This is a genomic window from Psychrobacter sp. TB67 (genome assembly GCF_000511065.1).
Lineage (GTDB): Bacteria > Pseudomonadota > Gammaproteobacteria > Pseudomonadales > Moraxellaceae > Psychrobacter > Psychrobacter okhotskensis.
In genome coordinates this window covers 1-13,883 of record NZ_AYYA01000071.1, presented here as the reverse complement: position 1 = coordinate 13,883, position 13,883 = coordinate 1, and the positions used below count along the sequence as shown (strand labels likewise).

Here is a 13,883-nt window from a genome sequence, read left to right as displayed (position 1 = left end):
TCAATAGCGATGACCCGTTATTAGCGAATATTGACGATTATTTGAATGTCAGAAGGCAAGCGTGGGGAAAAAAGAGACAGCAAGCTCAATAAATAATTCTTAATAAATAGCTAGGTGGAGATGACATTTATATTCGAGTAAGTCCTAATAATAGGACTGTTTAACAAAAATGATAATTTTTTATTATACAAATGACGAGTACGTATAAACGTTTTGTTTATATTGTGATATGCTCAAATGATAAGCAGTTTAACGTTAGCACGGTAGATATATAGTCATTCGCAAATGATATCAATATATATTAATACAAAGCAATCGAGTACAAGCTATACATTAGTATGGTCAGCGAGGTTGACGTTGTAATGATTTGATAGTAGGTAGGTTATAGCATCGCTAGCTGTCGCTCACTATCTGCCGTTAAGCGATCGTTATATTGGCTCTAATGATTAACACCAGATCTCAATCCAAACCTAAATAAAAGTGATAGTCGGTTCAGGATAATTTGGATACAGGGAAGACGAGTGAAGTGTCTACAGGATAGTAGACTGAGCGCGCCTGACCTCGCATCCGATTTATATAAAATGTGACTATATAATAAATCGAAAGGCTAAACTTCTATGAGCAAAATCAAATCCCTTATCCGTAAAAGCCCTAAATCTGACCAGTCTGAACCTATCGCCGTAAATTCTGATAATAAAAATATCGATAACATCAGTGTAGATAGCGTCTCAAAAGATAATACCTCCTTAAATACACCCATCGAGCAAACGCGCTGGAATGGCTGGGGCAATGTCAGTATCAATAAAAAAGTCTCACCACACGGTGCGAAATTAATCAAATCACACATCGGTAAAACCAATAAGCTAAAGTCTGTCAGCTTGCAGCAAGTGCTCAAAACCGTACCCAAATCACGACTCCCTGCTGAGCTTACCGATCTCAATATGGTATCGACCGATCAAGAGGTCAGACTCAGACATGCGCGTGGGCAAAGCTTTCCCGATTGGATCGCTATGCATGGTGGTGACTTTGAAGTCTTCCCTGACGGCGTGGCTTTCCCTGAATCGACTGATGATGTTGAGCAATTACTTAAATTAGCCCAAGAGCATGATCTTATCGTCATTCCTTTTGGTGGTGGTACTTCCGTCGTTGGTCATATCAATCCACAAAAGGGCTCACGTCCCGTACTGACCATCGCCATGAGCAAGATGGATCAGCTGATTGACTTAGATAATGAGAGTCAAATCGCAACCTTTGGTGCGGGTACGCAAGGGCCTGCGGTTGAGGCGCAATTGGATGAGCACGGTTACCGTCTAGGACACTATCCGCAGTCATGGGAGCTATCAACCCTTGGCGGCTGGATTGCCGCGCGCTCTAGTGGTCAGCAGTCGTTGGGCTACGGGCGTATCGAGCAAATGTTTGCGGGTGGTACCTTAGTCACGCCACAAGGCGTACTAAATATCGCTGATATTCCCGCTTCATCCGCAGGGCCTGATTTGCGTGAGATGATGATGGGCACCGAAGGTCGCGCCGGCATCTTTACGACAGTCAAAATGCGCGTACAGTCACAACCGGAACAAGAGCTATTTAAAGTTGCCTTTTTACCCAATTGGGCAGCAGGTAAAGCCGTACTAAAACAAGCGGTGCAGAGCAATGTTCGTCTGTCTATGCTACGTCTCAGTAATGCAGTCGAGACCGATGCACACTTACATCTAGGCACTACGCCTAGTCAATTCTTGGCTATTAGCACTTATCTAAAAGCGCGCGGGCTTAGCTCAGATAAAGTCATGCTGACTTATGGCGTCTCAGGCGATAAAGCGCAGAATAAACTCGCGCTGACCCAGTTCAATAAATTATTAAAGCAGCACGGCAGTGTCACGGGTAAGCTGACCGATATCATGGGCAATATCTGGGCACACGGGCGTTTTAAGTTTCCTTATCTTCGTGGCACTCTGTGGGAAAAAGGCATCATGGTCGATACCTTTGAGACCGCGACCAACTGGATTAATATCGATGAGCAAATGGCGCAGATGCAGGATGCGGTGAAAACTTCGCTAGCAGATGAAGGCGAAGACGTCATGGCGTTTACTCATATCTCGCACGTTTATAAACAAGGTGCCAGTCTTTATACGACTTACTTTTTTAGAGCGGCAAAAGATCATGCTGCTACCTTAAAACGCTGGCAAAAAATTAAAAAGGCGGCCAGTTTAAGTTTGGCCAATGGTACAGCGACAATATCGCATCAGCATGGTGTTGGCCGTGATCACGCGCCTTATCTCGTTGCCGAAAAAGGCGAGCTTGGTCTGCAAGTCACCAGCGATATGATCAAAAGCTTAGATCCTGAGCAGCGTATGAATCCGGGTGTGTTGCTCGAAGAGTGATTGCTTAAAAAGAGGAATGATAAGTACTATAGCGATATTTTTAAACAGCCTCTTCTGGCGCAGCACGCAAGAAAAAATATTGCTGTCGCACACCGTAATCATGACGCTTTTTTGTTTAAAATTGCCTATGTCATATCAATGGATAACTAAGATGAATCACCTATGAACCAAACCACACAACGTGAGCAAGCCCTAGCGCCCTTATCTCAAACGCAGCCTTGGGATATGCTCATTATTGGCGGCGGTATTACTGGTGCTGGGATTGCCCGCGAAGCAGCGCGGCGCGGCTTAGCGGTGTTGTTAATTGAGCAAAAAGACTTTGCTTGGGGCACGTCCAGCCGCTCTAGTAAAATGGTACATGGTGGGCTGCGCTATATTGCCTCAGGCGATTATAAAACGACTTTGCTTAGCGTGCGTGAACGTGAGCGCATGCTGAGTGAGGCTGGCGGTTTGGTCAACGAGATGCATTTCGTCATGCCGCATTATAAAGGCAAGTTCCCACCGCCATGGATATTTAATACTTTGCTTCGTGTCTACGATAGGCTCGCAGGCAAGCGCTATTTTACCTACTTTAAAAAGGACGCTTTTTTGCGTCTTAATCCTCATATCAAGCAAGATAAGTTTTTGGGGGCTAGCCAGTTTAGCGATGCGGTCACCGATGATTCGCGCTTAGTTATGCGCGTTTTAGACGAAGCAATCAATGACGGCGCACAGGCGATTAACTATCTAAAAGCGGAGTCGCTTATCACCAATGAGCAAGGCTTAGTCGTTGGTGCAAATCTTAGAGATACCTCTTTTGAAAATAGCAATCAGACTTATAAAGTTCATGCCAAAGTCGTGGTTAGTGCCACAGGTGCTTGGGCGGACACCTTACGGATGCAAGCCAGTAAGCAAACGGAGCAAACCTTTAATAAGCAGATCCGTCCCTCACGCGGCAGTCATTTGGTAGTCAGTCAAGAGCGCTTGCCTATTCATCAGGCCTATACTTTTTTACACCCTGTCGATAAAAGAGCGGTGTTCGTCTTTCCGTGGGAAAACCGCACCGTCCTTGGCACCACCGATTTGGATCATCCACCATTAGGCGATGAAGAGGTCGGTATTACTAGCGAAGAGGTCGATTACCTACTAGCGGCGACCAATGCGCTGTTTGATGATGCCGATCTCAATCGAGAGGATGTCATCAGCACGTGGGCGGGCGTGCGTCCACTGATTTCAGAAGGTGGCGACGGTAAGCGCGTCAGTCCGAGCAAAGAAAAGCGCGATCATAGCGTGTGGTTGGATAATAACCTAGTGACCGTCAGCGGTGGTAAGCTCACGACCTTTCGCCTCATTGCGCTTGATGTCCTTAAAAAGTGTCAAGAAGTGCTCGCCCTTGATGAATCAGTTGTTCAAAACAACAACCTAGACAGCGACCAAGTCTTTAGCAATCAAATCCCAACCAACCCCAAATTCGCCACTTTACCAAAATCTCTACAACAGCGCTTACAAGGGTTTTACGGTCTACAGCTCGATAGGTTGCTTGAACTTGCGCATGAAGACGATCTGGCTTATGTCACCGACAGCAATACCATTTGGGCGGAGATTCGTTTTGCTGCACGCTATGAGCAAGTCATTCATTTGGATGACCTACTACTGCGTCGTACGCGCTTAGGGTTGATACTGCCGCATGGTGCGATGACGCCATTAATCAGTGCCAGACTGAAGCAAATTTGTCAGCAAGAGCTTGGCTGGGATGAGCAAAAGTGGCAGCAAGAAGTCGCTCGCTATCAAGACTTATGGCAGCATTATTATCATCTGCCTGCGGCTTAATGTTTTTTATCACCACATAGTTAAGGACGACTATGACCACCCTTGATGACCCTATTTATTTCTTAGCCATTGATAATGGTACCCAAAGCGTCAGAGCGCTTATCTTTGATCAATTTGGCACTGAGATTGCTAAAGCGCGCGTGCCTATCGAGCCGTATTTCTCCGAGCAGCCCAATTATGCCGAGCAGCACGCCGACTACTATTGGCAAAAGCTGTCTGAGGCCTGCCAGCAACTCTGGCAAACGTCTGACATTACTCCTGAGCAAATCGCCGGTGTCAGTCTCGCCACTCAGCGTTATACGATGATTTGTTTGGATAAAGACAAACAGCCGCTACGCCCTGCTATTGTATGGATGGATTTGCGCCGCGCTGAAACCAATGATATTGGTTTCTTAAACCCGCTAACCAAAATCATCGGCATGGGCGAGCTGGTGCAAGAAGCGCAGCAAAAAGCGCGCTGTAATTGGCTCGCGCAAAACGAGCCTGAAATCTGGAAAAAGACTGCGCACTATGTCAATCTCTCCGCCTACCTCACCTATCAACTCACAGGCGAACTCGCTGATTCGACAGGCCATTCGGTTGGCTACCTGCCTTATGACTACAAAGCGCAAAAGTGGTTAAAAGCCAAAGATTTAAAGTGGCGCTTATTCAGCTGTCGACCAGAGCAAATGCCCAAAATCGTCTTACCGGGTCAATCGTTAGGTCACATCAGCGCGCAAGCTAGCGAGGTCACAGGTATTTTAAAAGGCACACCAATGATCGCTGCCGCCAGTGACAAAGCCTGCGAAGCCCTAGGCGCAGCGGGACTGTCCGCCGATACCGCATGCCTTAGCTTTGGCACCACCGCCACCATCAACACCATCTCCCCCGATTATGTCGAGATTCTCAAACACATGCCCGCCTACACCGCCGCCGCCCCGCATTACTACAATCACGAGTACATGATTTATCGCGGCTTTTGGATGGTCAGCTGGTTTAAAGAACAATTCGCCCACTATGAGCAAGCGCTTGCCAAAACCCAAGGCATAGACACCGAAAAGCTCCTCGATGCCGCCGTCAAAGACATTCCAGCCGGCTGTATGGGACTCATGATGCAGCCGTATTGGTCACCCGGTGTCCGTCATCCGGGGCTTGAAGGCAAAGGCGCACTTATCGGTTTTGGTGATGTGCATACACGCGCGCATATTTATCGCGCCATCTTAGAAGGGCTGGCTTACGAGCTTAAACTTGGCTTTGATACCATCGAAAAACGTACCGGCAAACCCATCAAACACCTGCGCGTCTCAGGCGGCGGCTCCCAAAGTGACGCCGCCATGCAGCTCACCGCCGACATCTTTGCCATGCCCGCCTACCGCCCGCACACTTTTGAAGCTACTGGCCTCGGCGCTGCCATCAACTGCGCGGTGGGTCTCGGCGTCTATCCTGACCACGCCGCAGCCAGCAAAGCTATGACCCATTTAGGCGACGAATTCTTACCTATTGAAGCCAACGTGCAACTCTACAAGCGTCTGTATAACGAGGTCTATCTGAAGATGTACGAGCGCCTAAAACCCTTATACCAAAGCATTCAAGACATCACAGGATACCCCGCCAAGTAGTCTGCGCAAGTTTTAAGTAGAGTTGTAGGCGTATTGGGAGTGGTCAAAAGGTGGGATGATTGTGCCGAAGAGGTTATGGGAGCTAATCGCGCCCCGAAGCGGCTATCATTAGCCTATTAAAGTTTACTCTGAAAAGTAATTTTAATATATGATGGATCAAAATCTGTAGACTCTACAAAGAAGTTTTCAGTACTCTTAAATTGTGATTCAATAAATTGAAAGCTATTTTAGTTATGTAACTGCACAATAAATAATGCAAAGTAATGAGCATATAAAAAATCACGTTAGTTGTTAATATATGATATGAAGATTTTTAGAAATTTTTAGGAGCTATAAATGAACTTAGTAGGCGCTCGTTGGTGGAAATTTGATATCCATACTCATACACCAGCCTCATTTGATTATGGAAAAGGCGATCTAACTCTACAAAATATAACACCAAGAGAATGGCTTGAAAAGTTCATAGAAAAAGGTATTGAGTGTGTAGCAATAACTGACCACAATAGTGGTGAGTGGATAAATAGATTGAAGATTTCAGCAAAAGAGTTGAGAGAAGAAGGACATGAAATTCACGTGTTCCCTGGTGTTGAGGTTACTGCAAACTCAAACATTCATGTTCTTGGAATATTTGATCCCTCATGTTCGTCAACCGAAATAGACACAGTAATTGCACGGTCTAGATATGACGGCGAAAGAGGTAATAGTAATGCTGTGGCACAAGAGAGCGCTGAAAAAATTATTCAAGAAATTAAAAGTGCTGGTGGAATAGCTATACCAGCTCATATAGATATGAAGGCAGGGCTGTGTACTCAGTCTTCAGCTCATACTATAGAACAGATATGTAAGGTAGCAAATGCTGTTGAAGTTATCTATCCCGACAGAGTCAACGAAGAAGCTCCTTTAGCTAGATATAAAAATATAGGTATAAACCTTCCATCTGTTATAGGCTCAGACGCTCACCATCCCAATCGAATAAATAAAGCTTATACTTGGTTTAAAATGTCAAAACCATCTATAGAAGGGCTGCGACTTGCTTTAATTGATGGCAAATCTTCTATTATACGTTCAGATTCTGAAAACCAAAACCCTAATCAAACTTCAAACACTAGAATTCAGTCCATTACTATAAATAATACAAAATATGCGGGGCGCTCTGATCCACTGATTATCTCCTTTAGCCCATGGCTGAATACAATAATCGGTGGTAGAGGAAGTGGGAAATCGTCAGTATTAGAGTTTATCAGACTAGGCATGGATAGATCTCGTGATGTTAATAAACTAGATCCTAATAATGAAGTACGTAGAACATTTGAGAATTTTATTCAAACTTCTAAATCGAGAGACTCGGAAGGTGCATTGCTAGAAAACACTCAGATTAAATGTCAGTATCATAAAGATTCGGCTCTTTACTCGTTAGATTGGAGTACAGATCAACCTAAAGTAAAAATTAAAAAACAGGTAGGGGATGATTGGATTGAAGAAGACGGAGAAGCCTATTCCCGCTTTCCAATAAAAATTTTCAGTCAAAAACAAATTTATGATTTTGCTAAAAATCCAAATGCACTTCTTAATTTGATTGATCAATCATCAAGCGTCCAGTATCAACAGTGGAATATGCAATGGCAAGATGAAATTACTCGTTATTATTCGTTATGTGCTCAAAAGAGAGAATTAGAACTTCAAATATCTCATAAACCAACCTTGATAGGGCAATTAGCAGATACTAAACAGAAAATATCAGTAATTGAAGATTCTGGGCATCAAGATTTACTAAAGAACTATCAATCTTATGAAAGTAAAAATCAGCTTATTCTAGAGTATGGAAAAGCAATCAAAGCCTATCTCCAATCATTCACAAATTTGATTAATGAACAATCACCCTTTATAGACCTAAGTAAGTTTGATCTAAACGGTGATAGCAAAATGGTTGATACCTTAAATGCCCTATCCAAACACTTAGAAGATTTTAAACAAAACACATCAGATAATGTTAGCTTATTAGAGAACCAACTAGACATCTTCAAAGACAACTATCTCCAAAGCGATTTCAGAAGCAAGCATACTAGTGCCGTGAACGCTCATGAAACGCTCAGTAGTACCTTCTCAGAAAAGGGAATTAATGATCCTAAGCAGTATTCAAGCTTGATTAGTACAAAATTATCATTAGAAAAGACTATCAATGAACTATTTGAGATTGAAAATCAGATTAGAAAAATAGATGGCGATATTAATGTCTCATATCAGTCGATAGTTAACTTAAGAATGGAACTAACAGAAAATAGAATGACATTTCTAGATCAATATTTAAGTAACAACGATGTGATAAAAATTGAGATACTACCACTTTGTGATAAATATAATTTAGATAATACATTTAGAAATATAATAGGTAAAAATGATAATACTTTCATTTCGGATATATATGACCCCGATAAGAAATCAGGTTGCCTTTATGAATTAAATCAAGAACTAGAGACTACGGCTAAATCCAATAGCTCTACTCTAGAAGATACATTTTCAGTTTTAAATTCACTTAAAGAAACATTTTCAAATAAGTCATCAAATGAGTCATTTCATTCAAATTCTGGTAAACGCTTTAGAGATTTACTAGATAATTTAAGTCCGAACATAAAAGACACAGTTCAAACTTGGTTTCCAGAAGATAACCTAATAGTTAAGTTCCATGATGGAAAGAAATTTAAGGATGTGGCTCAGGGCTCTGCTGGACAAAAGGCTTCCGCTATATTATCTTTCCTTCTTTCGTATGGCTCAGAACCTTTAATTTTAGACCAACCTGAAGATGATCTTGATAATGGTCTAATATCTAGTCTCATTGTTTCAAAACTTCATGAGTCAAAGAGAGAAAGACAGATAATTATTGTTACTCATAACCCTAATATCGTTGTTAACGGTGATTCTGAATATGTTATTGCTCTTGAAGAGAGAGGTCAGATTAACGTAAACGCATCTGGAGCTTTACAAGAAGTAGAAGTTAGAAAAAATGTTTGCGAGATTATGGAAGGTGGTGAAATAGCTTTACAAAAACGTTATAACCGTATGTTTAACATTTAGTTTTTTTTAGTACTTAGTTAAAGTTGTGTCAGTCAGACTGTTTAATCAACATAAATTAAGCTTTATATACTATTGTAAACTCTGCCGTAGGTGCGTTTTAGCCCCGACTGGAGCGGTTATCCTGCTAACGACGATAGCGATGCGAGCCGTGGCTGATGGTGGTCGCTCGTTTAGAGCGAACGCCAGCGGACGCTAAAGCTCGCACGCCAGCGGCTAAGCAGATAATAGCGGACGGCGGGATTAGCTACCTATTACCTTGCTTTCAAAAATACGCTACTTGTTTACCGCCTTACAAACTTAGCTTAGACTTATTTATCTTAACCAGCATTTAAAACTAAACCTCACCCCTAAACGCCGAATAAACCCGATTTAACCCCTCACGCAGCAGCGCCTCAGGACACGCCACATTAATACGCATTTTCAGATGCCCCTCGCGACCGTATTTAATACCAGAATTTAGCTCAACTTTAGCGGCTCGCAGTTTGTCATAAAGCGCCTGATCATCTTGCGCATAGGCCGAGCAATCAAGCCAAATCAAGTACGACGCTTCTGGGCGCATCACCTTGATATCAGGCAGATGCCCTGCTAAGAAGTCTAGCGTGATCTCGATATTTTTCTCAATATAAGTCAGTACCTGTTCAAGCCACTCTCCGCCCTCTTCATAAGCACTTTGCATCACCGTATAAGCAAATAAATTCAGCTCGTATTCATCATTTAAATTCTGCTGCTGACTGATTTTTTTCAGTAACGCTTCATCTTTAGCAAAGATCATCGAGCCTTTGATACCCGCTACATTAAAGGTTTTAGTCATGGAGGTTAAGCTGACCACTTTATGCGCGTATCCTTCGGCTTCTGCTAGCTTTAACAAAGGCGTAAACGTATAACCACTTAAGGTTAAATCTTGATGAATTTCATCACTGACAATCGCTACATTGTGCTTTTTACATAGCGTAAGCAGCGCTTTAAGCTCCTCTCTCGTCCACACCCGCCCGCCCGGATTGTGCGGGTTGCATAATAAGTACAGCTTTACTTTATGCTCAATTATCTTAGCTTCGATATCGTCCAAATCCAGTTGATATTTACCGTCAATTTCCTTTAATGCCGACATCACTAGCGTACGATTATTTTGCTTCACCTTAGTCATAAAGGGCGTATAAATAGGATCATTGACCAGTACCGCCTCCCCTGTCTCGGTGAATATCTGCATCATTAGCGCAAGACTCGGCACGACACCCGGCGAAAATAAAATGTTCTGCTTATTCATCTGTAAACCATAACGACTGCCATGCCAGTTAATAATCGCATCAAACAAGGCCGCAGTGGGTTTGGTATAGCCCAATATGCCATGCTGTGCGACTTGCTCAACCGCGTTTAAGATTGGCGCGGCAGCCTTAAAATCCATATCCGCGACCCATAGCGGAATCGTGTCATCAAAGTAATGCCATTTGACCGATCCCGTATCTCGTCTGTCGATTATTTCATCAAAATTATATGGCACTGACATTTTCCTAAAAGATAGTGGACACTTATTATAAGTCTAGATAATAGCGTTGTCTTTACTGTTTAAATGATTAGGGCCTATCTTCAATCTGGACGAAAGCGCCTAAATGAGCTAAAAATGAGGACACGCCTTAGAAATCTAAGCTTTACTCAACCGTCATTATCTATCCATCGGCTTAAACGACCTTTGGAGGAATAATACTAACAATAGTTGAATTGCCCTCCACCATTAGTGCTACATTTAAACTGCGAACTCTGAATGGTTTTCAGTTGTTTACGTCAGAGTACGTTGATAGTGCGAGCGTTAAAATATACATCAACTCCAGCAAAACCAAACCAATTAGCCTTTTGGGCTTTTAAAAAGGATTTATCAATGAAAATGGACTTTTCACTACATTCAGCACTCAAAATGAGCGTGCTTACTCTCGCCGTTGCCGCGACCTCTGCATGTACAGCTATGACCACAGGCGCTGAGGCTCAACCTGTTACTGCAAACGCTCAAATGATGGCAAACGCTAACTCTACTGCCATTACTTTAGGCAATAGTGCTATGTCTAGCGGCACTAACGACACGGTTGCTATCGGTAATATGGCCAATGCAGGTCTGAACTCAGCAACCGCTGTCGGTGGTCAAGCCAATGCCGCAGGCCTAGGCTCAACCTCTATCGGTTGGCAATCCAAAGCCACTGCCGAACGCGCGCAAGCCTTTGGTCACTTAGCCAATGCTAGCGGTGTTCGCTCTACCGCAGTCGGTGAAGCCGCCATGGCTGGTGGCACTAACGACACCGTCGCCGTCGGTAACAAAGCCAATGCAGGTCTAAACTCCGCAACCGCCGTTGGTGGTGAAGCCAACGCCGCAGGTCTTGGCTCAACCTCTATCGGTTGGCAGTCAAAAGCCTCTGCCGAACGCGCGCAAGCATTTGGTCATATAGCTAATGCTAGTGGCGTACGCTCTACGGCAGTCGGAGAAGCGGCAGCCGCACAAGGTGCAAACTCGGTCGCGCTAGGTAATAAATCTATGGCAGGTGGCATGAACAGCATCGCTATCGGTAACGGAGCAATGGCCGCCAAAACCAATCAAGTGGTGTTAGGCAGCACAGGACAAGTGCAATCTAGTACCGCAGCACAGTCAGGTACGGTCAGAATCGTCACTATCGATGACAATGGCACGTTAGGCACTATGATGGTTGATTACTACCAAAAAGCTCGCTAATCGGTTGACTGCTGATATGAGCTAAGCGATAAACTAGTAATCGTAGACAAAATAATAAGACCTCGCCACGGCGGGGTTTTTTTGTTTAGGTTAACAGTGTTAGAAAGCTCTTAGAATATGGTTAGCACAGCGTAACGAGCCGAATAGGTTCGGAGTTATTTGAAAATCGAAGCTAAGTGTAATCATAATAAGGGGTTGGAGCTAATCCAGCCATCCGCTATTATCTGCTTAGCCAATGGAGTACGGACTAAAGTCGCTGGTAGCGTTGCTGTTGCCTCGACACCACTCCCAGCCACAGTCCGCAGCGCCATTGTCGTCAGCAGGATAGCCGCTACTGTCAGGGCTAAAACGCGTCTTAAGTCAGCTATTTTTTGTTTGCAAAGTTTAACTTATAGCAAGTAAATCATCATCACTTTGTTCAAATGACAACGCTTCAATAGCCCTAATCAACTTCGCTTCATTCTCAGTAATAGCTGTTTTAAACGCCTGATAACTGGCGACCTGTTGCGGAATCGCCAGCTTAAACTTATGAATACTACCACCGAAGCCATTTAAGACACCCATATTCAAAGCTAAATTATCATCTACCGTAGGCGCAATATAGCCTCCTATATTAGCTCGATATAAAAACAGATAAGATAGGATTTGATTGAGGTCATCACGACTAATGTGATTGTCTTTCATGCGCTTATATTTCGCGTCCAAAATAATGCGGTTATCTTTCACAAAATCAGGATAACGGCGCACGTTATTACCCGAAAATTTCTGTGCATAAACCTTGATACCGCCTTTTCGATTATTATTAGTAGGATGTTTAAAGCCGATATCACGCAGAAGGGTATTTAAATATTCCTCCCATAGCCAAGCCCCATCAAACAAGATACCGTAGGCTTTATCATCATTTTTGGCGTATTTCAGACCATCATGACGGAGGATTTGTAGGCAGATTTTTTGCAGACCACTATATTCGGTGAAGTAAGGATGGACGAAAGGTTTGCGGTTGGCATTAATGACAGTTTGCTGACCTCGCGCATGATAGGACGGCGTATGCTGGACAATCAGATTAACAAAATCTAGGGTCTCGCTATCGCTATGCAACACGTCTCGCAAGTTTGGTTTTTGCTTGATAAGCTCAATGGTATGACGAATCAGCTGAGTAAGCGGATTATCAAAGCTGTGCTCGCGTACACGGTAGGCAACGCTACCTCGAAAAGGCAGGTTTCGTTGCAAATGAGCTTTGATATCGATAGCACCTTTAAGATTGCTATCGTTATAAGTTTTCTTTTGATACTCTTTATACAAGCCTTGCGAGAGCGCCTTTTTTAGTAGATAAACCCCACTCTCAACTTTAAAAGTGATTGAAAAAAAAAGAGCATCTCACTAATCTATTGTTTTCGACCAAGAATACAACGGAGTTGTGAGATGCCCATAGACGAATTTATCATCAATATCTATTTAATGGTAGAGCAATATTACAAAATAGTCGTCACCAAACCCTTGCGAAGTGCAGGTTACGCGCCAAAGCTAAGTGATCCTGAGGTCATTTGCATGGAGATGGTCGGTGAATTTTTACACCTTGATCAAGACAAACAAATTTGGCAATACTTTACCCAGCATTGGCAAGACTGGTTTCCAGCCATCGGCTCATACCCTAACTTCGCAAAGCATTGCGCAAATCTGTGGCAAGTCAAACAGCGGATACAAGATAACGTCAGTCAAATTGAAGGCCGTGACAACATTCATTTTATGGATGGCTTTCCGATACCCGTCTGTCATTATGGACGCGCTTATCGGCATAAGAATTATCAAGACTTAGCAGCTTTTAGCTACTGTGCCGCTAAGCAAGAGAGGTACTATGGCTTTGAAGGCCATTTGCTTGTTAACTTATCGGGCATGATTAAAGGCTTTACCTTTGCTCCTGCCAATGTTGATGAAAGAGCGGTTGCCCCAGAAATCACCACTCATATTCATGGGCTGCTTGGCGCTGATAAAGGGTATATCAGCCCTAGTCTGACATCGTACTACGACGCTCAAGGCGTGGATTTACAAACGCCACTCAGAGCCAACATGAAAGAGGATAGACCCAAACCTGTGGTAAGGCGGCTAATGAAAGCCCGCCGTATCGTTGAAACAGTCATTGGTCAGCTATCAGAACGATTTAATATACAAAGGGTACGAGCAAGAGATTTATGGCATTTGTCTCATCGATTGATTCGTAAGATTCTTTCACACAATCTGTGCTTTGTACTCAACAAAAAACTTGGTAATCCGCCTCTTCAGTTTGATTTGCTTATTTCAAGTTGAGAGTGGGGT

The 13,883-nt window shown here is 43.4% G+C and carries 8 protein-coding genes; 6 read left to right on the top strand and 2 right to left on the bottom strand.

Going from position 1 to position 13,883, the window contains the following annotated elements:
• Positions 1 to 617 precede the first annotated feature (617 nt).
• From W293_RS0113390 to W293_RS0113375, 4 genes are all read left to right on the top strand, one after another.
• The gene (locus W293_RS0113390; RefSeq protein ID WP_025652915.1) at positions 618 to 2,378 is read left to right on the top strand and encodes an FAD-binding oxidoreductase; all 1,761 of its coding nucleotides are present in this window, start codon (positions 618 to 620) and stop codon (positions 2,376 to 2,378) included.
• A gap of 162 nt (positions 2,379 to 2,540) precedes the next feature.
• Positions 2,541 to 4,187, top strand: coding sequence for a glycerol-3-phosphate dehydrogenase/oxidase (locus W293_RS0113385; RefSeq protein WP_025652914.1), 1,647 nt, complete (start codon positions 2,541 to 2,543; stop codon positions 4,185 to 4,187).
• Between the two features lie 32 nt (positions 4,188 to 4,219).
• Positions 4,220 to 5,785 (top strand): FGGY-family carbohydrate kinase, encoded by a 1,566-nt coding sequence (locus W293_RS0113380; protein WP_025652913.1) that lies wholly within the window; start codon positions 4,220 to 4,222, stop codon positions 5,783 to 5,785.
• A gap of 336 nt (positions 5,786 to 6,121) precedes the next feature.
• Positions 6,122 to 8,857: a TrlF family AAA-like ATPase gene (locus W293_RS0113375; RefSeq protein ID WP_025652912.1), complete on the top strand. Its 2,736-nt coding sequence runs from the start codon at positions 6,122 to 6,124 to the stop codon at positions 8,855 to 8,857.
• A gap of 334 nt (positions 8,858 to 9,191) precedes the next feature.
• Here W293_RS0113375 and W293_RS0113365 read toward each other — a convergent pair whose 3' ends face one another.
• Positions 9,192 to 10,361 carry a MalY/PatB family protein gene (locus tag W293_RS0113365; RefSeq protein WP_037026066.1) on the bottom strand — a complete coding sequence of 390 codons (1,170 nt, stop codon included), beginning with the start codon at positions 10,359 to 10,361 and terminating at the stop codon, positions 9,192 to 9,194.
• A 369-nt stretch (positions 10,362 to 10,730) separates the two neighbouring features.
• Between W293_RS0113365 and W293_RS0113360 the strand changes: the two genes are divergently transcribed.
• A complete protein-coding gene (locus W293_RS0113360; RefSeq protein WP_025652910.1) occupies positions 10,731 to 11,570 on the top strand; it encodes a membrane protein in 840 nt (279 codons plus the stop codon).
• Between the two features lie 384 nt (positions 11,571 to 11,954).
• Here W293_RS0113360 and W293_RS16505 read toward each other — a convergent pair whose 3' ends face one another.
• The gene (locus tag W293_RS16505; RefSeq protein WP_084212333.1) at positions 11,955 to 12,929 is read right to left on the bottom strand and encodes a 5-methylcytosine restriction system specificity protein McrC; all 975 of its coding nucleotides are present in this window, start codon (positions 12,927 to 12,929) and stop codon (positions 11,955 to 11,957) included.
• 63 nt (positions 12,930 to 12,992) lie between these two features.
• Here W293_RS16505 and W293_RS0113350 point away from each other — a divergent pair, with 63 nt between their 5' ends.
• Positions 12,993 to 13,874, top strand: a complete 882-nt coding sequence (locus tag W293_RS0113350; protein WP_025651136.1) for an IS982 family transposase — start codon at positions 12,993 to 12,995, stop codon at positions 13,872 to 13,874.
• The last annotated feature ends 9 nt before the right edge of the window (positions 13,875 to 13,883 follow it).

Coding starts and splice junctions, on each gene's coding strand:
- W293_RS0113390 (WP_025652915.1), top strand. CDS start 618: ATGAGCAAAATCAAATCCCTTATCCGTAAAAGCCCTAAATCTGACCAG.
- W293_RS0113385 (WP_025652914.1), top strand. CDS start 2,541: ATGAACCAAACCACACAACGTGAGCAAGCCCTAGCGCCCTTATCTCAA.
- W293_RS0113380 (WP_025652913.1), top strand. CDS start 4,220: ATGACCACCCTTGATGACCCTATTTATTTCTTAGCCATTGATAATGGT.
- W293_RS0113375 (WP_025652912.1), top strand. CDS start 6,122: ATGAACTTAGTAGGCGCTCGTTGGTGGAAATTTGATATCCATACTCAT.
- W293_RS0113365 (WP_037026066.1), bottom strand. CDS start 10,361: ATGTCAGTGCCATATAATTTTGATGAAATAATCGACAGACGAGATACG.
- W293_RS0113360 (WP_025652910.1), top strand. CDS start 10,731: ATGAAAATGGACTTTTCACTACATTCAGCACTCAAAATGAGCGTGCTT.
- W293_RS0113350 (WP_025651136.1), top strand. CDS start 12,993: ATGCCCATAGACGAATTTATCATCAATATCTATTTAATGGTAGAGCAA.